This window comes from Vibrio sp. 1167 (genome assembly GCF_033340375.1).
In the GTDB taxonomy this organism is placed as follows: domain Bacteria; phylum Pseudomonadota; class Gammaproteobacteria; order Enterobacterales; family Vibrionaceae; genus Vibrio; species Vibrio alginolyticus.
Map to the genome: position 1 here is coordinate 21,130 of NZ_JAWOWK010000017.1, position 23,826 is coordinate 44,955.

The window sequence follows — 23,826 nt, forward strand, 5'->3', positions numbered from 1 at the left end:
TTAGTTTTTAGTGATCCACTGCACTACCAGCACCTACTGGTACGCGAACGTGTTCGACTAGGTCTTTTACTTCTTGTGGCGTTTCTGCAGTTACTTTGGATACAGCGAATGCAACAATGAAGTTAAATAGTGCGCCGATAGCACCAAACGCGTTTGGCTCAATACCTAGGAACCAGTTTGTTCCCCAGCTTTCTAGATATTTCCAATCAGCAACGAAAAGAATGCCTTTGTGTTGGAATACGTAGAACAGCGTAATACTGATACCCGCAATCATACCGGCGATTGCGCCTTCTTTGTTGATGCTCTTGCTGAAGATGCCCATCATCAATGCAGGGAAGATGGATGAAGCGGCAAGACCAAAGGCGAGTGCTACCGTACCTGCGGCAAATCCAGGCGGATTTAAACCGAGATAGCCTGCGGCTGCTATCGCTACTGCCATTGATATTCGACTAGCAAGTAGCTCTTTTTTCTCGGATATGTTCGGATTGATAACCCCTTTGATTAAGTCATGGGAAATAGCTGAAGAAATGGCGAGTAGTAAACCTGCTGCGGTAGATAGTGCAGCTGCAAGACCACCTGCTGCCACAAGTGCAATCACCCAGTTTGGTAGTTTAGCGATCTCTGGGTTAGCCAATACCATGATGTCGTTATCAACGCGCAGTTCGTTGGTGGACGCATCTGAAGTGTATTGGATATTGCCATCGCCATTTTTATCGTCAAAACCGAGTAGTCCAGTTGTTTCCCAGTTTTTGAACCACGCAGGACGCTCGTCATACGCTAGGTGCTGACCCGGAGCTGGATTTACCGTATTCATTAGGTTGAGGCGAGCCATCGCTGATACCGCTGGTGCAGTAGTGTAAAGGATTGCGATGAAGATCAGAGCCCAGCCTGCTGATGTACGTGCGTCGCGAACCTTCGGCACGGTAAAGAAACGGATAATTACGTGTGGTAGACCGGCAGTACCAATCATCAGTGACATGGTGTAGACAAACATATTAAGTGTGTCGCCACGTACTTGGGTCGTGTATTCACTGAATCCGAGTTCGGTCACAACTTGGTCAAGCCGATCGAGTAGATAGACATCGGTACCAGCCATGGTACTCCCCAGACCAATTTGTGGGATTGGGTTACCAGTGAGTTGCAGAGAGATAAAGATTGCAGGGATAGTGTAAGCAAGAATGAGTACGCAATATTGAGCAATCTGCGTGTAAGTGATGCCTTTCATGCCGCCAAGAACCGCGTACATGAAAACGATACACATACCAATTAATAGGCCGGTGGAGTAATCCACTTCTAAGAAGCGACCAAACGCAACGCCCACGCCTTTCATCTGACCGATAACATAAGTCACTGATGCGATGATAAGACAAACAACCGCTACGATACGTGCTGTGTTGGAGTAAAAGCGTTCACCAACAAACTCTGGCACCGTAAACTTACCAAATTTGCGTAGGTAAGGCGCTAGCAACAGCGCAAGCAGAACGTAGCCACCAGTCCAACCCATTAGAAATACTGAGCCGCCATAGCCCATGAAGGCAATTAAGCCTGCCATTGAGATAAACGACGCTGCGGACATCCAATCGGCTGCGGTTGCCATACCGTTTGCAATCGGGTTTACACCGCCACCAGCAACATAAAACTCTTTGGTTGATCCGGCGCGAGCCCAAATAGCAATCCCGATGTACAGGATGAACGTGGCGCCAACGACCAGGTAGGTAATAGTTTTCAAATCCATCTGAGTGACTCCTTATTCGTCCACGCCGAATTCACGGTCAATTTGGCGCATCTTCCATGCGTAATAGAAAATAATTCCTAGGAAGGCATAGATGGAGCCTTGTTGAGCAAACCAGAAACCGAGTTTGTAGCCGCCTAGTTGAAATTGATTTAGTACGTCGACAAATAAAATGCCGCAGCCGAAAGACACGACGAACCAGATGACCATTAGGCCGATCATGAGCTTCACGTTTTTGTCCCAATAGGCTTTGGCTCTTTCTTCGCTTTCAAATGCCATTGCCGTCTCCTTACGATTGGTATTGTTGTTAATGAAATGTTTCAATATGTACATTAGCAAGGTGTTGGCAATAACTCTTTTCAACTTTAGTCGGGGTGTTAAAAATGAAGAATCCCCATGCTATGGGCTTTTGCAGCGAACAAAGGGGTAAAATGTTATGTTAATAAACTGTTAAGTTAGCCAAAGGTCTAAAGGTTGATTGGATAAACAAGCATGATTAAGACGGGCCATTAATCTTTTCTTCATTGAACTTGGAGATGCTGTGTAAATATTGGTGGTGATCTTGTGGCTCTTAAAGAGAGAAGGCGTAGATAAGAAAGCTCTCAAGTAATTTATTTACATAAAGTTTTCGCATCAAATCACCGTTTTAACGCACAATAAAGTAATATAACTGAGTCATTCTCGTACAACCTCGCATTTTGAGACGGTGTAAAGGGGAGGCAGATTAGGGCATTACCTCATTAACGAAGTAGCCTTGCTCATCACAATTATTATCGTTTTTCATTAAGGGAGGGTGAGAATGGACGCAGACACCATTAACAGTTTTTTTCTAATAGGTGCGTTGTTAATCGCACTTAGCGTTCTTTTAAGCCCAGTGTCTTCTAAGTTGGGAATCCCAATTCTTTTGGTATTTTTAGCCGTTGGAATGCTGGCGGGGGAAGACGGCTTAGGCGGCATCTTATTCGATAACTTTTCGATCGCTTATTTGGTTAGTAACCTCGCATTAGCCATCATTTTGCTTGATGGTGGGATGAGAACGCGGGTCGCCAGCTTTAGGGTTGCGTTATGGCCCTCGGTCTCTTTGGCGACATTTGGCGTTGCGATCACCACCATTTTGACCGGGCTGATGGCAACGTGGTTATTCGACTTAGATTTATTGCAAGGCATATTGGTTGGTGCGATTGTTGGTTCCACCGATGCTGCCGCGGTCTTCTCTCTACTCAAAGGTCGTAGCCTGAACGAACGTGTTGGTTCAACGCTGGAAATTGAATCCGGCACCAATGACCCAATGGCGGTGTTTCTGACCGTAACTCTGATTGCTATTTTAGCGAACCCTGGCGCTGACTTAAGTGCGGGCTTTTTGGCGTTCAGTTTTCTTAAGCAGTTTGGTATCGGCGCGTTACTTGGCTTCGCTGGTGGCTGGATCTTATGGAAAGTTATCAATCGCAATCAATTACCAGATGGGCTGTATTCTATTTTAACGGTCAGTGGTGGCTTGCTTATTTTTGCTTTATCTAACACTTTGGGTGGCAGTGGTATTTTGTCGATTTACCTCGTTGGTCTTTTATTAGGTAACCGTCCAACACGCAGCCGCCACTCTATTCTTCATGTTTTAGATGGTATGACGTGGCTAGCTCAAATTGGTATGTTCTTGGTGCTTGGCTTGTTGGTTACACCATCTAATTTACTCTCTATTGCGTTGCCAGGTCTTGCGCTTGCCTTCGGGATGATTTTGTTTGCCCGACCAATCTCAGTTTGGATTGGTTTACTGCCATTCAAGAGTTTCACGCCACGTGAAAAGTGGTTTGTCTCTTGGGTAGGATTGCGTGGCGCTGTACCTATCATCCTCGCGGTATTTCCAATGATGGCAGGGTTGCCAGATGCTCAACTGTACTTCAATTTGGCATTCTTTGTAGTAATGGTGTCTTTGATAGTACAAGGGGGCACGTTGACTAAGGCGATGTCTCTTGCAAAGGTCGAGCTACCTTCTAAGCCTGAGCCAATTTCGCGTACGGGTGTAGAGATTTACCCGACCAGTGAGTGGGAGCTGTTTATCTATAGACTTAAAGCAGATAAATGGTGCATTGGTGAGCCATTACGTAGTCTTTCGATGCCGGAAGGAACGCGTATCGCCGCTGTATTTCGCAGTAAAGAGCTATTGCACCCATCCGGCAGTACGCGTCTTGAGGAAGATGATACCTTGTGTGTATTAGCACAAGAAAAGGATTTAGATGCACTGAGCTTACTGTTTAGTGAAGCCCCAGAGAAAGCGTCGCTAGCGCGATTCTTCGGTGACTTCTTCCTCGATATTGAAGTGAAGCTTGCCGATATTGCCGTGATGTATGGTTTGAATCTGGGGGATGAACCGCTGGATAAAAGTTTGAGAAACCTTGTCGAAGAGCAATTAGGTAGCACGCCAGTATTGGGAGACCATTTCGAGTGGCAAGGTTTGCATTGGATCGTCGCTGATGTTGTTGATCAGCAGGTCACTAAAGTCGGTATCCGATTGCCAAACGAAAAAAGTAAGTCTGACGATAAGACGTCAATCTAGTCGCTCATTTCCGTCAGCATAATCACGGCTTGCGTGCGGTTCTTTACACCGAGCTTACGGAAAATCGCTGTCATGTGCGCTTTTATGGTGGCTTCTGAAACATTCAATTCGTAAGCGATTTGCTTGTTCAGCAAGCCATCGGACAACATTCCCAACACTTTATATTGCTGCGGTGTTAGCGCAGCAATCTTTTCCGCTAAGTCATTACATGCCGCGTTATTGGTGATCAACCCTTCAGGGAAGTATGGGTCGCCATTCAGCACTTGATTGAGCGCGTTCACTAATTCGCGCATGTCGCTGGACTTGGGAATAAAACCAAATGCACCATGGCTTTTCACCTGCGTCACGATCGCCGGCTCTTCACTCGCTGAAACGACGACGATAGGTAAATCTGGATGCTCTGCTCGCAAATGAATCAAGCCAGACATACCATTTGCTCCTGGCATTTTGAGATCCAATAGCACTAAATCTGGCTCTTCCTCTCGCTCCAACAAAGCCAGAAGTGCGTCGAGTGAGTCCGCTTCCAGCAAATTTGCACCACTAATAGCCATGTGGATAGATTGAAACAAGGCATTCCGGAAGAGTGGGTGATCATCTGCAATAATGATGGTGTAGGTCGAATCCATGACGTTAAACACTTTTGACTATTTCGTTAAATTTATTATTGTCCAGCTTTGAGAGAGTGGACAATATTTATTCGCTAAAAGTCTGAACCAAATCGACTTTTATTAGGAAAATTGCATATAAACGCAATGTTCTTATTCAAATCTGAGCAATAAAAACGCCAGTGGACATCACTGGCGTTTGAATATCTGGTTATCAGAACTGCTTGATATGCTCTAAGAAAGGCTCGGCTTGCATAAAGCCCGTCAAACGAGCGTTTGAAACGTGTTCACCACTGGCATCCCAAAACTCAATTGTTGGTAAACCAAGCACACTCATGTGCTTCAGTAGTTCGATGTCTTGCACTTGGTTTTTGGTCACGTCCGCTTGCAGAAGAACGAAGTCTTGCAGTTTGGCTTCGACGCTTGGGTCATGGAAGGTGTACTTTTCAAACTCTTTACATGCTACACACCAATCGGCGTAGAAATCGAGCATGACGGGTTTACCTGCCGCTTTCGCAAGTGCCAGTTGTTCTTCAAGCTCCGCCACGTTAGCAATGCGAGTAAAGCTAACAGTGGCTTGCTGAGTTTGTGTTGTGCTGTTGCCAAACCAGTAATTTAAGATAGGTTGTGCTGAGGCTAGCAAACCTAAGACGGCGATTATGCCCACGGCACTTTGTTTCCAGCCACCAAACTCTAGACTGTTTTTGATGTGGTATAGCCAACCAAAAGCAGCAATACCCAGTGCTGACCACAGAATCGTTGACCACATTTCTGGCATGATACGTTCTAGTAAGAAGATAGGTGCGGCAAGCAGAATAAAGCCGAAGAGTGTTTTCACTCGGTCCATCCAACCACCTGCTTTTGGTAGCAGTTTGTTGCCGAAGACCGCAACAAGAATCAGCGGAATACCCATGCCCATCGCCAGCGCGTATAACGCGATACCACCGGTAAGCAAATCGCCGCTTTGTGCCACGTAAAGTAGCGCACCAGATAGAGGTGCCGTGGTACATGGTGAGCACACCAAGCCAGATATTGCCCCCATTGCAAACACGCCAGCACTGCTGCCGCCTTGCTGTTTGTTGCTGAGGTTGTTTAACCACGTTTGAACGCTGCTTGGTAGCTGCAATGAGTACAGACCAAACATAGACAAAGCGAGTGCGATGAACAGTACGCTCAAACCAATCAGCACATAAGGGTGTTGCATTGCCGCTTGGAACTGCATACCTGCAGATGCCACCACAAGGCCGAGTAGGGTGTAAGTCAGCGCCATGCCTTGCACGTAGACGAATGACAAGCCTAGCGCGCGGCGTTGGCTTAGTTTGCCACTGCCAAGCACTATGCTGGTCAGAATTGGGTACATCGGCAGCACACAAGGTGTAAACGCCAAGCCCACACCAAGCGCCAAGAACAGAAGTGGTGTCCACCAGTTATCAGCAAGGTTGGCTGCAAGGCTATCTTGCTGTGTTACTGGCGCTGATGGTGTGTCACCAGACGTAGATGATTGCGCCGCTGGTGGCGTTGCTGTTGGTGCCTGTTCTGCTTTTGATGCAGTTGTCGCCGTTGTTGAATCTGAGTTCGACGAAGTAAACGCGTTGATAGGAATCACGCGAGTTTCTGGCGGGTAACAGAAGCCTGCTTTCGCACAACCTTGGTATTGCACCACCACGCGCGCACCGTCTTGCCAATCATGCATTGGTACATTAACGAAGAGAGGTTGAGTATAGATATGCACGTCACCAAAGAATTCATCTTTATGCGGTGTGCCGTCTTCCATTTGCAGTTCGCCTAGCGATACTTTCTCACCAGCTACAGACAAGCGCTCTTGATATAGGTAGTACCCGTCACGTACCTGCCAATCGAGCATCAATTTGTCATCTTGCTGGTAGAAGTTAAATGGAAACGCCTGATCAACTGGAACAAAGCTGTCGCTGCTGCTACCAAAACTGTTGTTCTGGCTACTGTTAAACTGGTCTTTGCCAAATAAAGCTAAAGACGGAGTGGAAAAGGTAATGAGCCCTAAGAGTAAAACGGAAAGTAATGCGCGCATAAAAGAGTCAATTCATCTTAGATAATTGCCGTTAGTGTAACTCAATCAGACCCGGAGGCGAGTCAATAAGTTTCATGAAAATGAAGATTTATTGAGCATAAATCAAGACAACAGGCAATAAAAAAGGGAGCCGAAGCTCCCCGAGTAAGACTCTGTTTCTACTAGATCAGTAGACCACCGAATGCGAAGCCAAGTGCTACCGCAGAAGCGATGGTTACCACACCAGGTACAAAGAATGGGTGGTTGAATACGTACTTACCGATACGAGTTGAACCCGTGTCGTCCATCTCAACCGCGGCAAGTAGCGTTGGGTAAGTTGGCAGTACGAATAGCGCACTTACTGCTGCGAAAGATGCAACTGCGGTAAGTGGTGCCACACCGATAGCAAGTGCTGCTGGCATTAGCGCAACCGTGGTTGCACCTTGAGAGTAAAGCAGCATTGAAGCGAAGAATAGAACAAGTGCTAGCATCCATGGGTAGTCTGCTAGTAGCGCACCCGCAACTTCTTTGATGCCGTCAACGTGCGCGTTAACGAACGTAGAACCTAGCCATGCCACACCAAGAACACACACACACGCTGTCATACCAGAGCGGAATGTTGCTGCTGCTGGGATTTTGCCAGCATCGATTTTACAGCTCATTACGATAGCTGCCGCAGCTGCTAGCATTACCGTCATGATAGCTTCGTTACGGCCTAGAGCAGGGTTCTCGATAAGGCCAACAGAGCCAGAAATTGCTGCTGCGTAACACACGACAAATGCGATTGCGCCTAGGAAGATGAATGTCGCTTTCTTCGCTGTTGGTAGGATTTCGCGTTTTGCTTCTGTATTTAGCTTGATTAAGCCTTTTTCTAGACGCTCTTGGTATTCAGCATCGTCTTTTAGCTCACAGCCCATGAAGTTCGCCACGAACGCACCGATCATGCACGCGATGAACGTCGTTGGGATACAGATTGCTAGTAGTGTTAGGTAGTCAACGCCAAATGGGTGCAGCATTGCCGCGAACGCTACAACAGCCGCTGAGATTGGTGATGCGGTGATAGCGATTTGCGATGCTACGACCGCGATAGACAGTGGACGAGAAGGGCGCACGCCTTGGCCTTTCGCTACTTCTGCAATCACTGGCAAAGTAGAGAATGCCGTGTGGCCAGTACCCGCCATTAATGTCATTAGGTAAGTTACGATAGGCGCATAAAAGGTGATGCGCTCAGGATGCTTGCGCAAAAAGTTTTCAGCAACTTGCACCATCCAGTCTAAACCACCAGCTACTTGCATTGCTGCGATAGCGGTGATTACAGACATGATGATCAAAATTACGTCAACGGGAATGTAAGCTTGGCTTGTTGGTACGCCCAAGATCAAAGACAACGCAATGACCCCTGCACCACCGGCAAAACCAATGCCGATACCACCGATTCTTGCCCCCAAATAGATGAAGAGCAGAACCACGAAGAGTTCGACCATGACCATATTGATACCTCTTTAGTTTTTTATTTGATTCTGATTTTTTGAACACTCAGGAACAGGAGTAAATGCTCAGAGAATGAGAACCTAGTGGTTTAGCGGCAATAAAAGCATATAAAAAATGTGGTTAACCGTATGAGAGCCTAAAAAAGGGGCCTGAGTGGCCCCCTTCGGATTCGTTATTACTCGTAACGTTTTGCTTTGTAAGTAGGATGCATGAAGTTTTCTACTGACAAGATTTCATCAAGCTCCTCTGCTGTAAGCAGACCGCGCTCTAGCACGACTTCACGAACACTTTTACCAGTTTCCGCACAAATCTTACCTACGATGTCACCTTCGTGGTGGCCGATGTATGGGTTTAGGTAAGTGACGATACCGATAGAGTTGTAAACGTAGTTTTCGCAAACTTCTTTGTTCACAGTGATGCCGTCGATACATTTATCACGTAGGTTCACACACGCGTTGTGTAGTAGAGAGATAGACTCAAACACACTTTGTGCGATAACTGGTTCCATTACATTTAGCTGTAGCTGACCGCCTTCTGCTGCGAAAGAAACCGTGTTGTCGTTACCGAGAACTTTGAAGCAAACTTGGTTTACTACTTCTGGGATAACTGGGTTTACTTTAGCTGGCATGATTGAAGAGCCTGCTTGCATTTCAGGTAGGTTCAATTCATTTAGACCCGCACGAGGACCAGAAGAAAGTAGACGAAGGTCGTTACAGATCTTCGATAGTTTCACTGCTAGGCGTTTTAGCGCGCCGTGAGTCATTACGTATGCACCACAGTCAGACGTTGCTTCGATAAGGTCTTCTGCTGCAACAACGTCAAGGCCTGTTACTTCCGCTAGGTGTTTTACTGCAAGTGCTTGGTAGCCAGTTGGTGTATTTAGACCAGTACCGATTGCGGTTGCGCCTAGGTTGATTTCTAGGAGGAGTTTAGATGTGTAATCTAGAGCACGAATCTCTTCGTTTAGTGTTACCGCCCACGCATGGAACTCTTGACCTACTGTCATTGGTACTGCGTCTTGAAGCTGAGTACGGCCCATTTTCAGTACATCTTTAAACTCAACGGCTTTAAGTTCGAATGCGCCTTTTAGGTACTCAATTGCTTCCATTAGCTTATGTACGCTGTTGTATACCGCAATACGGAAACCTGTTGGGTACGCACAGTTGGTTGATTGGCTCTTGTTTACATGGTCATTTGGGTTAACAAATTCGTATTGGCCTTTCTCTTTACCCATCAACTCAAGCGCAACGTTTGCGATCACTTCGTTCGTGTTCATGTTAACTGAAGTGCCTGCACCGCCTTGGAATACGTCTGATGGGAACTGATCCATACACTTGCCAGTTTCTAGGATCAAATCACACGCTTCGATGATGTAGTTTGCAACGTCTTTTGGAATAGCGCCAAGTTCTTTGTTTGCTAACGCTGCTGCTTTTTTGGTCATTACCATGCCGCGTACAAATTCTGGTACGTCAGAGATGGTCATATTGGAGATGTTGAAGTTCTCGATCGCACGTAGCGTATGAATACCGTAGTACGCATCTGCAGGGACATGACGTTGACCTAATAGATCTTCTTCAATACGAGTGGCTGGGTTTGCTGTTTTTGGAGCATCAGATAGGGTAGCCATAGCAGGATCCTTAGATGATAATTCTGATAATAAAGTTATTTATTAGCCATTTCTGCAATCTAGAATCCATTCATCAGAATTTTTGGCTGGAAAATCCGTCCTGACTTATGTGGCACATGATACTGCACCTAGCGCATAAAAATAGTAACTAGATCACCTTTTTCGTTTTTCATGAGTCAATAATTTGCAAAGTATGAACGGGTTATTAATAACCCTTTATGGGTACTCGATTTTCCTCGACAAACATGAGTTTTTAGAGTTCGAAATTAGCACTTTAAAAGCACGAAAAAATCGGTATGCAATTGAATGAACGCGCTCCCGCTACTTTGTCTAAAAGAGAAGGAGACCAGTATGAACACGCTTTTTTACAACGATTCGTTTGAGCTTAGTCTGCTTTTACCATTACACTGAATTAAACAAAGGAGGGCGTGTGTTTCCTATCTTATTATTAGCGTTTATTTTTGTTCCGATCATTGAAATCGGCTTATTTATTCAGGTGGGCGGCTTTTTAGGTTTATGGCCGACCATTGCACTAGTCTTAATCACGGCATTTGTTGGTGCATCGTTGGTTCGTAGCCAAGGTATACAAACACTGATGTCAGTACAGGGGCGTCTTGAACAAGGTGAAATTCCAGCCCAGCAAATTTTTGAAGGCGTAATGCTAGCGGTGGCTGGCGTGCTACTGTTAACCCCGGGCTTTATGACCGATGCCCTTGGTATGTTGGTGTTGCTTCCTGCGCCACGTGCCGCGATAGCTAAATACTTGATGAGCAAAATGGTGGTGAAAACCATGCATGGCGGTGGCTTCCAAGGTGGTTTCTCTAACCAGGGGCCATTTGAGCAAGACCCGTTCCGTCGTGACCCATTTGATTCCCAGTCAGATAATGGCAAGACCTTCGAAGGGGAATACGAGCGTAAAGACGATGATGATCGCAACAAGCTCAACTGATTGAGTTAGACAGTAAAGAAAACAAAAGGGCGCATCAAGCGCCCTTTTCTGTATTTGGAATTCGTGCTGCTTACAATGCGCCTTCAAAGCCCATTTGACGCCATGCTTCAAAAGCAATGATCGCAACGGCATTCGAAAGGTTTAGGCTGCGCGCATCTGGCATCATTGGAATGCGAATACGCTGCTCCATTGGCAAGCTATCGATGATTTCAGCAGGCAAGCCACGAGTTTCTGGACCAAACATCAAAACATCACCCGCTTGGTATTGTGCATCAACGTGGTGACCTGTGGTTTTGGTGGTGCAGGCAAACAATCGATAGTTACCTTGCTTCTCTTTCTCTAAATACTCTAAGAACGCTTGATAGTTTTTATGGCGTGTTACGCGAGCTAAATCATGGTAATCCAAACCAGCACGGCGGACTTTTTTCTCTTCAAGATCGAAACCCAGAGGTTCAATTAAGTGAAGGTTTGCACCGCAGTTGGCGCATAGTCGAATGATGTTGCCGGTGTTCGGCGCGATTTCTGGTTCGTATAAAGCGATATCAAACATGGTATTGAAATAGAGTTGGTCAAAGAGAAGGGCAGTATATACCCAAGTCACCGAGAGATGCGAGATTCAGCAAAATTGACCTGGGTATGAAAGCAGGCATTAGCGCGGATGTTAATACCGTAAGTAGCGATGCTCTTTATAAGAGAGCGTGAGCATAGTTTTCTTCAACTGCTCGCCAGTTGACGACGTTCCACCACGCATCAATATATTCTGGGCGACGGTTTTGGTAGCTGATGTAATACGCGTGCTCCCACACGTCTAATGCGAGGATTGGTTCACCGCGCACATCCACTACGTCCATCAGAGGGTTGTCTTGATTACTGGTGGACGTAATGTGAATCTCACCATCTTTTACGATCAGCCATGCAAAGCCAGACCCAAAAGTATTGATGGCAGCTTGGGCAAACGCCTCTTTAAATTGCGCAAAGCTACCAAATTTATCGTTAATTGCTTGAGCAAGCGCGCCTTGAGGCTCTCCGCCACCGTTTGGTGACATGCAATTCCAATAAATGATGTGGTTGTAATAGCCGCCACCATTATTACGTACTGCTGGACTGAGCTTAGAGATATTGTCAAAGATCTCGTCTAATGACTGAGTTTCGAGCTCGCTCCCTTCAACGGCATTTACAAACTTATCAAAGTACGTCTTGTGGTGTTTGCTGTAATGCACTTCCATGGTTTTCGCGTCGATGTACGGCTCTAGTGAATCGTACGGGTAAGGCAGAGCGGGAAATGTATGTGACATAGTAAATCCTCCTTAATTGGAAAATTCACTTTAATGCTAACGATAATTATTATCAACTTTGATCTTTGTAAGGGTATTCTAAGAAGCCTCACCAATTTCTAAAGTGAGGGTGGGGCTGTGAATCACTCACTCTAGAAATATGGTGCGAATTATTGTTAGTTCATCAAATTGAGACTAACAATTGATCGGTAAGGTGATACTCATACGCAATCCGCCTAAAGGACTTCGGCTGGCTGCGATCGTGCCACTGTGCTGGCGAATGGCACTTTCGGTAATGGTTAGGCCGAGACCTGTGCCGCCAGAGTGGCGATCGCGTGCCGTGGAAACGCGATAGAACGGGCGAAAAATCGCGGCCAGTTCCTCTTCTGGTACACCTTCTCCATTATCGTCAACCGTGATACGAAGCGTATCGTCATCGGCTTTGATGTCGATTTGTACCTCATCTTTTCCGTAGTAAATGGCGTTACGAACGATATTTTCCACCGCACTCATCAGCAGTTTAGGGTTACCGGAAATATTGCGCTTAGGTAATTCTGAATAGTGTAGCTGTTTGCCCATTTGCTCTGCTTCAAACTGCGCATCTTTAATGATTTCTTCCCATAAACTTTCTAGTGGCTGTGTTTCGCGAGTCATATGACTGTTCGCCTGCATGCGAGAAAGCTCTAATAGTTCACTGATCATCTGTTCCAAGCGCTGCGCTTCGGTATCGATACGAGTCAGTTCTGGGCTTTCGCCTTGTTTACGCGTCGCTAATGCGCTTGCCATGCGCAGACGAGTTAAAGGTGAGCGCAGCTCGTGAGAGATATCGGATAGCAAACGTTGTTGTCCTGAAATCATTTGATTAACCGCTTCGACCATCTGGTTGAAGCTGCTGCCTGCTTGACGAAATTCCGCCGTACCTTTTTCTAAATTTGGGTCTGTGACAAATTCACCTTTCGCCACACGTTGAGCAGCTGCTTCAAGACGACGTGCAGGCTGACTCAAAGCCCAAGCAAGCCATAACAGCAATGGTGTACTAACCAGCATGACCGCAAGCAAGAGCTGGAATGGGTGATCAAACAGACGCAGGAGTAGAGGTGGTGGCTCATTCCACTTGAAGCCCACGTACATCAAGATATCGGAACCTGCCAAAGTGATAGGAATTGGGCCCGCAATCATGTATCGACCATACAGCTTCTGCTTTGGATTATTGTAATCTTCGATACTGGTGACAAAGTTTTGCATGGCACGCAATTGAAAATTGCTGCGTTTTTCTGTCGTAAGAACATTACCGCTGTAGTCAGAAAAAAAGACTCGTGGGCGAGGGTCGTGCTTGCCGTGGCGGTTGCCCTCGATACGAAAAAGTATGCGGCCTAAATCAGTTTGCTGGCTGTATTTTTGTTGGATTGAGTCACGCGTTTCTACCATACGTTTGTAGTGTTCTTCTGGAATATCGCGAGCTTTGCGTGGGTCCAAATGTGGCAGTGATAGCACGGCTATCAATACTAATAACATGGTGAACCAAAAAATGGCAAAGATGCGTCCATACAGGCTATTGATGTTTGGCAGTTTGATGCGTGATAGGTGCATTAATCCTCCTCAAGCAGCATGTAGCCACGACCACGCAGGGTTTTAATTCGCGGCTTGCCATTGCTTTGATCTGGTAATTTTTTACGTAAGTTCGAGACATGCATATCGATAGCGCGATCAAAAGCAGCGAGTCGTTTACCAAGCACATCTAAACTCAGTGTCTCTTTGGTCAGCACTTGTCCTGGGTTTTGTACGAAGTGGGTGAGTAGCGCAAACTCGGTTGCCGTGAGGTCGAGTAGCTGTTGCTCACAATACGCTTCTTGCTTACCGGGATAGAGGCGGATTTCTTGATACTCAATGCAATCGCTGTTTTTGGTATTTTTTTGTGTGCTGCTAGTGCGGCGTAAAATCGCACGGATACGCGCCAACAGCTCTCGGTCACTAAAAGGTTTTGGTAAATAATCATCCGCGCCCAGTTCCAAGCCGATCACGCGATCAATTTCTTCCCCTTTAGCGGTCAGCATCAAGACGGGAGTTTCCCAATTTTCACGTAAGCGTTTCAGCGTTTCCATGCCATTGAGTTTTGGCATCATGACATCCAACAAAATCAAATCAATCTTATCATTGATCGCGGCTAAGCCGGCTTCACCGTCATTTGCTTCGCTGACGTCAAACCCTTCGAAACTGAGTACTTCTTTTAATAAGCTGGTTAGCTCGATATCGTCATCGATTAAAAGAATGTTTGCCATGGGGGCACCTATAGTAAGTTACCGATAGCCTAATATTACATTGGAATGATGCGCAACGAAGAGGAGAAAAATCACTCTTTACGATTCTTTACGCTCCCTATACGTCGCTTTACCTAGCGGGTCGTATTCTATACTCAAGCGCTGTGAGAACAGCTCAGAAGAACCACTCACCTGTGTAAGGAATCGTATTATGAAGTCTGCAAAAAAACTTGTGTTAGCTGCTGTTGTTCTACCTCTTACTCTTGGCGCCGCAAGCGCATTCGCTTACGGTGGTAAAAACCATCATAAAGGTCCTCGTGACGAATGCGGCATGGGTATGGACCGAGGTGTCATGCGTCAACTAGACCTGACTGATGCACAAAAAGATCAGCTAAAAGAAATGCGTGAAGCAAACAAAGCAGAAATGAAAGCAAAATTCGCTGATGGCAAAGAAGCACGTATGGCTGAGCGTCAAGCGCATCACGCAAAAGTACAATCGCTTTTGCTGGCGGATAACTTTGATGAAGCTCAAGCTAGCGAATTAGCAAAAGAGATGGTTGAGCGCCAAACGGAACGTCGCGTGCAAATGCTAGAAAGAAAGCACCAAATGCTTAGCGTATTAACACCTGAGCAGAAAGCGAAATTTGTTGAGCTACAAAATGAACGTATGCAAGAGTGTGGCGACAGAATGCACAAGCGCATGGAAAAGTCGCGCAATAATTAAGTCATGAATTGATGTTATATAAAGAGGCAGCCATTGGTTGCCTCTTTTTGATCTGGTTATTTCATGGTCATTCAATATACTCAACGTATGGTTTTAGTTAACTCTTTGATTATGAAACAGCAATACGCACGTTTAGTTACGACCGCCGCTTGGACTGCAACCATTGTGGCGACGCTTCTTCTGATAGTAAAAGTCATCACGTGGTGGGTAACCGGCTCAGTGAGCTTATTGGCGTCATTGATTGACTCCATGTTAGATATCGCGGCTTCGGTTGTGAATCTTGTGGTGGTTCGTTACGCCTTACAACCGGCAGACCGCGAACATACGTTTGGACATGGTAAAGCTGAGTCCTTAGCGGCCCTAGCCCAAGCAATGTTTATTTCGGGCTCGGCAGTATTTTTGATTCTTAACGGGATTGACCGATTTTTCCGCCCACATGCTTTACACGCACCGGAGTTAGGTGTGTATGTATCGCTGTTTGCGATTGTGGTCACACTTGGCTTGGTGATGTTCCAAAAACATGTGGTTCGCGTGACGGGGAGCCAAGCAATAGCGGCGGATTCTCTGCATTATCAGACTGACTTGTATATGAATGCTGCGATCATGGTTGCTCTGGGGCTCAGTTATTTTGGAGTGACTCAAGCGGATGCTGTGTTTGCGATTGGTATTGGTGTCTTCATTCTTTATAGCGCTTTCAAAATGGTAAGCGAAGCGATTCAAACCTTACTTGATAGAAAGTTGCCCGATGAAGAGCTTGAGCAAATTAACCAAGCTTGTTTGAGCGTAAAAGGGGTATTGGGCGTGCATCAGTTACGCACGCGAATGTCCGGACCGACGCGCTTTATACAGTTGCATTTAGAGCTAGACGATAACTTACGATTAATTGAGGCGCATTACATCGCTGATAAAGTGGAAGATAATTTATTGGCTCTTTTTCCTGATGCGGACGTATTGATCCATCAAGATCCATTGTCTGTCGTTTTCGGACCAGAGAAAGAGCAGAAAGCGCAAGATTGGTAGGCTTGAAAAATCCATCAGTGCCCGACGACAAACAGGTACTTATTGACTATCTTTCCATCAATACTTATTAAGATTCGTGATCCTGATATGAATCAACAAAGTTTTATAGAGAAACTGTAATACTCTTACATAAGTAGAAAAGTTACATAAAAAAGTGCGTTTTCATTGGTAATCCTGTAGAGGAAATGTAACATAACGCACAGTTCTGGATTATGCAGGTTGCTTGGTAACAAGGGGCCTAAAAGAAAATTAAATAATTGATTGCCAAAGATCGAGGGTGAGCATGATTAAGAAGATCGGTGTTTTAACAAGTGGCGGTGACGCACCTGGTATGAACGCTGCGATACGCGGCGTAGTACGTACAGCACTATCCGAAGGATTGGAAGTATTCGGTGTGTACGACGGCTACCTAGGCCTATACGAAGGCCGCATCGAGAAGCTAGATCGTTCTAGCGTTTCAGATGTGATCAACAAAGGTGGTACGTTCCTAGGTTCTGCACGTTTCCCTGAATTTAAACAAGTGGAAGTTCGTGAAAAAGCGATTGAGAACCTGAAAAAACATGGTATCGATGCACTAGTGGTAATCGGTGGTGATGGTTCGTACATGGGTGCGAAGAAACTGACTGAAATGGGTTACCCATGTATCGGTCTTCCGGGCACAATCGACAACGATATCGCAGGTACGGATTACACTGTGGGCTACCTAAGTGCACTAAACACCGTTATCGATGCAATCGACCGTTTACGTGATACTTCTTCATCTCACCAACGCATTTCAATTGTAGAAATCATGGGCCGTCACTGTGGTGATTTGACTCTGATGTCTGCAATTGCGGGCGGTTGTGAATACATCATCACTCCGGAAACTGGTCTAGACAAAGACAAGCTGATCAGCAACATCCAAGATGGTATCGCTAAAGGTAAGAAACACGCGATCATCGCGCTTACTGAGCTAATGATGGATGCTAATGAACTAGCACGTGACATCGAAGCCGCGACAGGTCGTGAAACTCGTGCAACAGTACTTGGTCACATCCAACGTGGTGGTCGTCCAACTGCATTTGACCGCGTACTAGCATCTCGTATGGGTAACTACGCTGTTCACCTATTGATCGAAGGTCATGGTGGTCGTTGTGTAGGTATCGTGAAAGAGCAACTTGTTCACCACGATATCATCGATGCAATCGAGAACATGAAGCGTCCAGTACGCAACGATCTATACAAAGTTGCTGAAGAGTTGTTCTAAGCAAGTTTGAAATAGATAAACAAAACCGCGGCTTTCCGCGGTTTTTTTGTATTTGAGAATCAACAAAAAGAAACTAGCGATAGACGAGTGTTAAGACACGCTGCTCTGCTCTATGAGCGTTAATTTTCGCTCGCGCAGCGCAAACAAGTAGCCCAGTAGCCCACCCAACGTATTCCCAACCGCGATACCGATAAACAAGCCTTCAATACTGTAGATTTGGCTCCCGATCCACGCCGATGGCAAGGTAAAAATGAACAGCCGCATAAAGCTCCACTGGAATGCACGCAATGGCTTGTGCATCGCATTCAAACCACTGACTAACATCATTACGATGCCTTGGAAGCCATAACTAAATGGCACCACCAGTAAATAATGCCAAAGCAGGTTTTTCACCGCATCTTCCTGAGAAAACAGCGCAGCCAGAGGAATGCTCAGTGGCACCATCATCAAGAAGATAAACCCTTGGAATACCACTGCAAAACGCATGCTAATAAATAAACCGGAAAAGGCTCGTTGCGGTTGTTTGGCTCCTAAATTTTGTGCCATAAACGGTGTGAGGGCAGAGGTCAGCGACATCAATACTAAAATCAATATAGACTCAATACGCTGCGCTGCGCCGTAAGCAGCAACCGCCGCTGTACCATGGTTGGATAACAGCATCATCAGAATGGCACCGGACAACGGATTCATCGCGTTTGATAGCGCAGCAGGGGTACCAATTCTTAGTGTCTGTTGCCAGTCTTGTTTCAGCAAAGCCCATTGGGGTTGAGCAAGCAATTTTTCCCTTTTAACTAGCACATAGAATGAGCCACATAAAGCACCTAACCAGCTAAAGGCACTTGCTATGGCTGCGCCTTGAATGCCAAGTTCCGGAAAAGGGCCATAACCGAAAATCAACAATGGATCGAGCATGCCATTAATCAAACCAGCCAACATCATGACTTTTGCTGGTGTTTTTGTGTCGCCAGTAGCTCGGATAGCACTGTTGCCCGCCATTGGGATCACTAGCAGAGGAATGGTGAGATACCAGACCTGCATATATTGCTCAATAAGAGGGATGAGATCATCAGACGCACCAAGAAAACGAAACAATGGCGCAATGGTGGTAAAGCCAATAGAAGACGCGATAGCCACAAGTAACACGGCTAACAACAAACCGTGGGTGGTGAACCGAGCAGCTTGTGGTGCATGACCTTGCCCAAGCAAGCGACCAATATTGGTCGATAGTCCCATCCCAATCCCCATCGTAATGCAGTTAACCGCAAAGGTGACAGGGAAGGTATAGCTGATAGCCGCTAGCGCTTGAGTGCCAAGCAACGAGATAAAAAACGTGTCCACCAAGTTAAACATCAAAATTGCGATCATGCCCATAGTCATGGGGACGGTCATTTTCCGCAGCGTTTCAGGAATGGGTGCGGTCAACAAACCATGCTTATCGGTCGCTTGGGGTTCCAGCTTGTTATTTTCCTGCATGTGTGACAACTATCTGGTGAGCAAACTGCAAGGATACAAGAAAGCGAGATGCCGAGCGAGTGAGCATTTCTAACGCAAACCGTTGCCTAGTTGTTCGTTATTTTAACTAAGTCACAAAAATTTTGTGCCACCCCCTTGGGATCGCTGCTTCGACCCCTTATATAGGGATCACGTGTCTGGGGCTACAGTCCCTAAGGACAATTATCAAATAAACATGGAAATTTTCAGGAGAGACGACCGATGAACATTCGTCCATTACATGACCGAGTTATCGTTGAACGTAAAGAAGTTGAATCTAAGTCTGCTGGTGGCATCGTTCTGACTGGTTCTGCTGCAGAAAAATCGACTCGCGGTGTTGTTCTAGCTGTGGGTAAAGGCCGCATCCTAGAAAACGGCACCGTACTGCCACTAGACGTTAAAGTCGGTGATACCGTTATCTTCGCTGAAGGTTACGGTACAAAAACTGAAAAAATCGACGGTAAAGAAGTGCTTGTCATGTCTGAAAACGACATCATGGCGATCGTTGAATAATAGCAATCATTGAGTAATTTTTTGCTCAGATTCAATTACGAAATTACACACAAAGAATTTTAGAAAGGAAATCAAAGATGGCTGCTAAAGACGTTAAATTTGGTAATGACGCACGAGTTAAAATGCTGGAAGGTGTAAACGTTCTGGCTGACGCAGTAAAAGTAACACTGGGTCCTAAAGGACGTAATGTCGTTCTAGACAAATCTTTTGGTGCACCAACTATCACTAAAGATGGTGTATCAGTAGCGCGTGAAATCGAGCTGGAAGATAAATTCCAGAACATGGGCGCACAAATGGTTAAAGAAGTTGCGTCTAAAGCAAACGACGCAGCGGGTGACGGTACAACAACAGCAACGGTACTAGCGCAATCTATCGTTAACGAAGGTCTAAAAGCAGTCGCAGCGGGCATGAACCCAATGGATCTTAAGCGTGGTATCGACAAAGCTGTTGCCGCGGCAGTTGAGCAACTAAAAGAGCTTTCTGTTGAATGTAACGACACAAAAGCGATCGCGCAGGTTGGTACTATCTCTGCAAACTCAGACGCAAGCGTAGGTAATATCATTGCAGAAGCAATGGAGCGTGTGGGTCGTGATGGCGTTATCACGGTTGAAGAAGGTCAGGCGCTACAAGACGAGTTAGACGTAGTAGAAGGTATGCAGTTCGACCGCGGTTACCTGTCTCCTTACTTCATCAACAACCAAGAATCAGGCAGTGTTGATCTAGAAAACCCATTCATTCTTCTTGTTGATAAGAAGATCTCAAACATTCGTGAGCTTCTTCCAACGCTAGAAGCTGTCGCGAAAGCATCTCGTCCATTGCTTATCATTGCAGAAGATGTAGAAGGCGAAGCGCTAGCAACATTGGTTGTGAACAACATGCGTGGCATCGTAAAAGTTGCAGCTGTGAAAGCACCTGGCTTCGGTGACCGCCGTAAAGCAATGCTACAAGACATCGCTATCCTAACTGGCGGTACTGTGATTTCTGAAGAGATCGGTCTAGAGCTAGAAAAAGTTGCACTAGAAGATCTAGGTCAAGCGAAGCGTGTTTCTATCACGAAAGAAAACACGACTATCATCGATGGTATCGGTGAAGAAGAGATGATCTCTGGCCGTGTTACTCAGATTCGTCAACAAATCGAAGACGCAACTTCAGACTACGACAAAGAGAAACTACAAGAGCGCGTAGCTAAACTGGCTGGCGGTGTTGCAGTAATCAAAGTCGGTGCAGCGACTGAAGTTGAAATGAAAGAGAAGAAAGATCGTGTAGAAGATGCGCTAGCCGCAACTCGCGCAGCGGTTGAAGAAGGTGTTGTTGCTGGTGGTGGTGTTGCACTTATCCGCGCGGCATCTAAGATTGCTCACCTAAAGGGTGACAACGAAGAACAAAACGTTGGTATTCGCGTTGCACTACGTGCAATGGAAGCGCCAATCCGTCAAATCACGAAGAACGCAGGTGAGGAAGACTCAGTTGTTGCGAACAACGTGAAAGCGGGTGAAGGTAGCTACGGCTACAACGCGGCAACAGGAGAATACGGCGACATGCTAGAAATGGGTATCCTAGATCCAACTAAAGTTACTCGTTCTGCACTACAATTCGCAGCATCGGTTGCAGGTCTGATGATCACAACTGAAGCGATGGTTACTGACCTACCGCAAAAAGACGCGCCAGCGATGCCTGACATGGGCGGCATGGGTGGCATGGGCGGTATGGGCGGCATGATGTAAGCTAGCTTATCTCATCGCTCTATGGAAGCCCTTATAGCGGAAAGATAACCGACCAAACCTTTAAAAGTCGAGGCAGATGCCTCGACTTTTTTATGCGTGTCACCCGAGAAACATGACGTTCTGGAGTGGCTTATCATGAGATTTTTGAGCGTAAAAAGCGCCATTTCAGAAGCAAAAAATCGAAGAGAAATATTTTTTCTTTTGAGTCAGATGGTTAAATCTGACCTATTGCTAACACTTTTTGAACGGGGACAGAGCAAAATCTGAACATTACACTATGTTGTAAATTGTTGCTTCCCATCATGGAGATGAAAATGAAAAAGCTTATGACGTCATTGGCGGTTGCAGCCGCTATCGCATCACCTGTTGCTTTTGCCGACAGTACACCTGTGATGTTCTCTACTATCGATAACACAAACGCACCTTCTAATTCTTCAGTTGGTGGCGTTCGTTTAGCTGTGCTGCATGGGCAGGTAAATGAGGTTAAAGGTGTCGACTTTTCACTGCTTGGTATGTCAGAAACGGATCGTACGACAGGTGTGAACTTCGGTCTGTTTTTTGGCGCAGCAAAAGTAAATCAAGAAATGAAAGGCGCGTCTTTAGGCTTAGTTAACTGGAACCAAGGTCAGACGACGGGTGTTAACTTGGGTGCTGTTAACATTACGAACAACGTAAAAGGCTTGAACTGGAGCGCGGTGAACTATTCTGAAGGCTACACCATGGCGGATGTGGGCTTAGCGAGTATCTCTAAGAAGTCTAATTTCCAGTTTGGTTTCTTCAACATGACCGATCAAATCGATGGCGTGCAAATTGGTCTTTTGAACTGTGCGGATAACGGTTTCTTCAAGTGTTTCCCACTCATCAACTTTGCTAAGTAATCCCTGAGAAAGTCAGAATCTTTATATACAGAAAGCCCTCGATGTTCGTCGAGGGCTTTTTAATTACAGATGGGATGAAGCGAGTTTCTCGGAGCGTTAACTATTTAATTAATCGTGATGAAGTTTTGCGTTGTTGAATTCTTTGATGAACACCGCGGCGTAATGCTTTGATGTGGTTTTCTGCTTTATCCACACCTAACAACACGGTTAATGTCAGGAGAGTAATAACCACCGACTGCGTTAAATAACCCAAACCTATCATCAAACCTAAACCTGCTAGTACCCATATTACAGCCGCGGATGTTACGCCATGGATTTTTCCATCAAGTGTCATCATAACGCCAGCGCCTAAGAAGCCGACGCCAGTAATGATCTGACCAAGCACTCGTGCTTGATCAAGTGTATTTGGCGATAACGACACTGCCATCGACATAAACAGGTAGGTGCCTGAAATAATTAATATTGCTGTGCGAATGCCAACCGGTTTACCACGAGTTTGGCGCTCTATACCGATCATGAGCCCATTAATGGCGCAGCATAGTAGGGCAGGCCAACTGAATGGGCCAAGATCGAAAATTTGTTCGAATGCTGTATGCATCTTGACCTCCAAAAGTGCGGAGTATGCATAGACTTACCGTGCAAAGCGAACAAAAATAATCAATCTAGACGACAAATTTAATTGAGCGTCAGAGCTTATTCTAAATGCAAATCCAACGGCGTTTTACTTGGCCTGCCACCAATTTCTCGTGTGAGTTTTGGCACCAGATAACCCGATACACGCGTGATGAGTCCGCGCATAATAGCTCTCGCTTCTTCGTCCGAAATAAAGTAGTGCGCTGCGCCTTGCACCTTATCAAGAACGTGGAGGTAATAAGGCAAGATACCCGCGTCAAATAAGGCCTCACTTAATGCCACTTGAGCTTCTACCGAATCATTCACGCCTTTCAGCAGAACGCCTTGGTTTAGAAGCGTAACACCCGCTCTTTTGAGCTTGAACATCTGCTCAGCAAATTCGTCATTGATTTCGTTAGCATGGTTGATGTGAGTGACGAGGATGATTTGTAACCTTGATGCTTGCAGCAGTTGGCATAGTTCATCAGTGACTCGAGCAGGAATCACCACAGGTAAACGGCTATGAATACGCAGACGTTTGATGTGAGGAATATGAGCAATGTGCTCTAAAAGCCAATGAATCTCATCGTCTTTTGCCATTAATGGATCACCACCTGAGAAGATGATTTCGTTCAACTCTGGTTGTTGTGCCATGTACTCTAAGCACTTGGTCCAGGCTTGTTTCCCGCTTTTGTTCTCTTGATAAGGGAAGTGACGACGAAAACAGTAACGGCAATTTACCGCGCAGCCACCTTTGACAATCATCAGGGCGCGGTTGCGATACTTGTGTAGCAGGCCAGGGACTTCATTGTCCTGCTCTTCCAATGGATCATTGGAGTAACCCGGATGCACCTCAAATTCGTCGCTCAGTGGTAAAACCTGACGTAAAAGAGGGTCTTTAGGGTTGCCTTTCTCCATCCTATCGACAAAACTTTGCGGTACACGCTGTGCAAACAGCTTGCGCGCGGCAAACCCGTCTTGCCACGGTGAAGGATCAATTTCCAGTATTTCGAGCAATTTTGCAGGATCAGAGATCCCATTCGCCAACTGTTTGAGCCAGTTTTGCTCAACAGATTCGACTTTTCGGGTTATTATGTGCGGCATT

General features: G+C 46.0%; 21 protein-coding genes. 8 read left to right on the forward strand and 13 right to left on the reverse strand.

All coding sequences use genetic code 11. The features are described 5' to 3' along the window. Positions 1-7: 7 nt before the first annotated feature. Positions 8-1,735 (reverse strand): sodium:solute symporter family protein, encoded by a 1,728-nt coding sequence (locus R7Z78_RS21970; protein ID WP_005382372.1) that lies wholly within the window; start codon positions 1,733-1,735, stop codon positions 8-10. 12 nt (positions 1,736-1,747) lie between these two features. Beyond that, positions 1,748-2,011, reverse strand: coding sequence for a DUF4212 domain-containing protein (locus R7Z78_RS21975; protein WP_005382373.1), 264 nt, complete (start codon positions 2,009-2,011; stop codon positions 1,748-1,750). A 520-nt stretch (positions 2,012-2,531) separates the two neighbouring features. Between R7Z78_RS21975 and R7Z78_RS21980 the strand changes: the two genes are divergently transcribed. Next, positions 2,532-4,283, forward strand: coding sequence for a potassium/proton antiporter (locus R7Z78_RS21980; protein ID WP_005382374.1), 1,752 nt, complete (start codon positions 2,532-2,534; stop codon positions 4,281-4,283). On the opposite strand, the gene R7Z78_RS21985 is transcribed toward R7Z78_RS21980, so the two are convergent. The 4 genes from R7Z78_RS21985 to aspA form a co-directional block, all read right to left on the reverse strand. Beyond that, a complete protein-coding gene (locus R7Z78_RS21985; protein WP_005382375.1) occupies positions 4,280-4,909 on the reverse strand; it encodes a response regulator in 630 nt (209 codons plus the stop codon). The genes R7Z78_RS21980 and R7Z78_RS21985 overlap by 4 nt on opposite strands. A 193-nt stretch (positions 4,910-5,102) precedes the next feature. Continuing rightward, the gene (locus R7Z78_RS21990; protein WP_062730812.1) at positions 5,103-6,935 is read right to left on the reverse strand and encodes a protein-disulfide reductase DsbD; all 1,833 of its coding nucleotides are present in this window, start codon (positions 6,933-6,935) and stop codon (positions 5,103-5,105) included. A 161-nt stretch (positions 6,936-7,096) separates the two neighbouring features. After that, positions 7,097-8,404 carry an anaerobic C4-dicarboxylate transporter gene (locus R7Z78_RS21995; RefSeq protein ID WP_005382378.1) on the reverse strand — a complete coding sequence of 436 codons (1,308 nt, stop codon included), beginning with the start codon at positions 8,402-8,404 and terminating at the stop codon, positions 7,097-7,099. 176 nt (positions 8,405-8,580) lie between these two features. After that, positions 8,581-10,032, reverse strand: a complete 1,452-nt coding sequence (gene aspA / locus R7Z78_RS22000; protein ID WP_005382379.1) for an aspartate ammonia-lyase — start codon at positions 10,030-10,032, stop codon at positions 8,581-8,583. Positions 10,033-10,462: 430 nt separating this feature from the next. Here aspA and R7Z78_RS22005 point away from each other — a divergent pair, with 430 nt between their 5' ends. Further along, a complete protein-coding gene (locus R7Z78_RS22005; protein ID WP_005386383.1) occupies positions 10,463-10,981 on the forward strand; it encodes an FxsA family protein in 519 nt (172 codons plus the stop codon). 70 nt (positions 10,982-11,051) lie between these two features. On the opposite strand, the gene trmL is transcribed toward R7Z78_RS22005, so the two are convergent. From trmL to R7Z78_RS22025, 4 genes are all read right to left on the reverse strand, one after another. Continuing rightward, positions 11,052-11,531, reverse strand: a complete 480-nt coding sequence (trmL, locus tag R7Z78_RS22010; protein WP_005382381.1) for a tRNA (uridine(34)/cytosine(34)/5-carboxymethylaminomethyluridine(34)-2'-O)-methyltransferase TrmL — start codon at positions 11,529-11,531, stop codon at positions 11,052-11,054. Positions 11,532-11,667: 136 nt separating this feature from the next. Further along, positions 11,668-12,276: a superoxide dismutase gene (locus R7Z78_RS22015; protein ID WP_005382382.1), complete on the reverse strand. Its 609-nt coding sequence runs from the start codon at positions 12,274-12,276 to the stop codon at positions 11,668-11,670. Positions 12,277-12,450: 174 nt separating this feature from the next. Continuing rightward, the gene (gene cpxA / locus R7Z78_RS22020; RefSeq protein ID WP_054579327.1) at positions 12,451-13,845 is read right to left on the reverse strand and encodes an envelope stress sensor histidine kinase CpxA; all 1,395 of its coding nucleotides are present in this window, start codon (positions 13,843-13,845) and stop codon (positions 12,451-12,453) included. Beyond that, the gene (locus R7Z78_RS22025; protein ID WP_005382384.1) at positions 13,845-14,534 is read right to left on the reverse strand and encodes a response regulator; all 690 of its coding nucleotides are present in this window, start codon (positions 14,532-14,534) and stop codon (positions 13,845-13,847) included. The genes cpxA and R7Z78_RS22025 overlap by 1 nt, the downstream gene beginning before the upstream one ends. Before the next feature lie 190 nt (positions 14,535-14,724). Between R7Z78_RS22025 and R7Z78_RS22030 the strand changes: the two genes are divergently transcribed. The 3 genes from R7Z78_RS22030 (at position 14,725) to pfkA (ending at position 17,503) form a co-directional block, all read left to right on the forward strand. Further along, positions 14,725-15,237 carry a CpxP family protein gene (locus tag R7Z78_RS22030; protein WP_005386388.1) on the forward strand — a complete coding sequence of 171 codons (513 nt, stop codon included), beginning with the start codon at positions 14,725-14,727 and terminating at the stop codon, positions 15,235-15,237. A gap of 111 nt (positions 15,238-15,348) precedes the next feature. Beyond that, positions 15,349-16,257, forward strand: a complete 909-nt coding sequence (gene fieF, locus R7Z78_RS22035) for a CDF family cation-efflux transporter FieF (protein WP_025768809.1) — start codon at positions 15,349-15,351, stop codon at positions 16,255-16,257. A 283-nt stretch (positions 16,258-16,540) separates the two neighbouring features. Beyond that, complete coding sequence (pfkA, locus tag R7Z78_RS22040) at positions 16,541-17,503, forward strand: 6-phosphofructokinase (protein WP_005381521.1); 963 nt, start codon at positions 16,541-16,543, stop codon at positions 17,501-17,503. Positions 17,504-17,593: 90 nt separating this feature from the next. Here the strand turns inward: pfkA and R7Z78_RS22045 are convergent, their stop codons facing one another. Then, positions 17,594-18,976 carry an MATE family efflux transporter gene (locus R7Z78_RS22045; protein WP_053303027.1) on the reverse strand — a complete coding sequence of 461 codons (1,383 nt, stop codon included), beginning with the start codon at positions 18,974-18,976 and terminating at the stop codon, positions 17,594-17,596. Between the two features lie 240 nt (positions 18,977-19,216). Here R7Z78_RS22045 and R7Z78_RS22050 point away from each other — a divergent pair, with 240 nt between their 5' ends. The 3 genes from R7Z78_RS22050 (at position 19,217) to R7Z78_RS22060 (ending at position 22,109) form a co-directional block, all read left to right on the forward strand. Further along, positions 19,217-19,507, forward strand: coding sequence for a co-chaperone GroES (locus R7Z78_RS22050; RefSeq protein WP_005381516.1), 291 nt, complete (start codon positions 19,217-19,219; stop codon positions 19,505-19,507). Positions 19,508-19,584: 77 nt separating this feature from the next. Next, positions 19,585-21,231: a chaperonin GroEL gene (gene groL, locus R7Z78_RS22055; RefSeq protein WP_104975662.1), complete on the forward strand. Its 1,647-nt coding sequence runs from the start codon at positions 19,585-19,587 to the stop codon at positions 21,229-21,231. Between the two features lie 314 nt (positions 21,232-21,545). Further along, a complete protein-coding gene (locus tag R7Z78_RS22060) occupies positions 21,546-22,109 on the forward strand; it encodes a VC2662 family protein (RefSeq protein WP_005381507.1) in 564 nt (187 codons plus the stop codon). Positions 22,110-22,209: 100 nt separating this feature from the next. Here R7Z78_RS22060 and R7Z78_RS22065 read toward each other — a convergent pair whose 3' ends face one another. Both R7Z78_RS22065 and epmB read right to left on the reverse strand, forming a co-directional pair. Further along, positions 22,210-22,707 (reverse strand): MgtC/SapB family protein, encoded by a 498-nt coding sequence (locus tag R7Z78_RS22065; RefSeq protein ID WP_005381504.1) that lies wholly within the window; start codon positions 22,705-22,707, stop codon positions 22,210-22,212. A 95-nt stretch (positions 22,708-22,802) separates the two neighbouring features. Beyond that, a complete protein-coding gene (epmB, locus tag R7Z78_RS22070) occupies positions 22,803-23,825 on the reverse strand; it encodes an EF-P beta-lysylation protein EpmB (RefSeq protein ID WP_104975661.1) in 1,023 nt (340 codons plus the stop codon). Position 23,826: the final 1 nt, after the last annotated feature.

Excerpts from the sequence above, each read along its gene's own strand:
- R7Z78_RS21970 (WP_005382372.1), bottom strand. The coding sequence starts at position 1,735 with ATGGATTTGAAAACTATTACCTACCTGGTCGTTGGCGCCACGTTCATC.
- aspA (WP_005382379.1), bottom strand. The coding sequence starts at position 10,032 with ATGGCTACCCTATCTGATGCTCCAAAAACAGCAAACCCAGCCACTCGT.
- R7Z78_RS22045 (WP_053303027.1), bottom strand. The coding sequence starts at position 18,976 with ATGCAGGAAAATAACAAGCTGGAACCCCAAGCGACCGATAAGCATGGT.
- R7Z78_RS22065 (WP_005381504.1), bottom strand. The coding sequence starts at position 22,707 with ATGCATACAGCATTCGAACAAATTTTCGATCTTGGCCCATTCAGTTGG.
- pfkA (WP_005381521.1), top strand. The coding sequence starts at position 16,541 with ATGATTAAGAAGATCGGTGTTTTAACAAGTGGCGGTGACGCACCTGGT.
- trmL (WP_005382381.1), bottom strand. The coding sequence starts at position 11,531 with ATGTTTGATATCGCTTTATACGAACCAGAAATCGCGCCGAACACCGGC.
- R7Z78_RS21995 (WP_005382378.1), bottom strand. The coding sequence starts at position 8,404 with ATGGTCATGGTCGAACTCTTCGTGGTTCTGCTCTTCATCTATTTGGGG.
- R7Z78_RS22050 (WP_005381516.1), top strand. The coding sequence starts at position 19,217 with ATGAACATTCGTCCATTACATGACCGAGTTATCGTTGAACGTAAAGAA.
- R7Z78_RS21975 (WP_005382373.1), bottom strand. The coding sequence starts at position 2,011 with ATGGCATTTGAAAGCGAAGAAAGAGCCAAAGCCTATTGGGACAAAAAC.
- R7Z78_RS22025 (WP_005382384.1), bottom strand. The coding sequence starts at position 14,534 with ATGGCAAACATTCTTTTAATCGATGACGATATCGAGCTAACCAGCTTA.
- R7Z78_RS21980 (WP_005382374.1), top strand. The coding sequence starts at position 2,532 with ATGGACGCAGACACCATTAACAGTTTTTTTCTAATAGGTGCGTTGTTA.
- R7Z78_RS21990 (WP_062730812.1), bottom strand. The coding sequence starts at position 6,935 with ATGCGCGCATTACTTTCCGTTTTACTCTTAGGGCTCATTACCTTTTCC.
- groL (WP_104975662.1), top strand. The coding sequence starts at position 19,585 with ATGGCTGCTAAAGACGTTAAATTTGGTAATGACGCACGAGTTAAAATG.
- epmB (WP_104975661.1), bottom strand. The coding sequence starts at position 23,825 with ATGCCGCACATAATAACCCGAAAAGTCGAATCTGTTGAGCAAAACTGG.
- R7Z78_RS21985 (WP_005382375.1), bottom strand. The coding sequence starts at position 4,909 with ATGGATTCGACCTACACCATCATTATTGCAGATGATCACCCACTCTTC.
- R7Z78_RS22060 (WP_005381507.1), top strand. The coding sequence starts at position 21,546 with ATGAAAAAGCTTATGACGTCATTGGCGGTTGCAGCCGCTATCGCATCA.
- R7Z78_RS22030 (WP_005386388.1), top strand. The coding sequence starts at position 14,725 with ATGAAGTCTGCAAAAAAACTTGTGTTAGCTGCTGTTGTTCTACCTCTT.
- cpxA (WP_054579327.1), bottom strand. The coding sequence starts at position 13,845 with ATGCACCTATCACGCATCAAACTGCCAAACATCAATAGCCTGTATGGA.
- fieF (WP_025768809.1), top strand. The coding sequence starts at position 15,349 with ATGAAACAGCAATACGCACGTTTAGTTACGACCGCCGCTTGGACTGCA.
- R7Z78_RS22015 (WP_005382382.1), bottom strand. The coding sequence starts at position 12,276 with ATGTCACATACATTTCCCGCTCTGCCTTACCCGTACGATTCACTAGAG.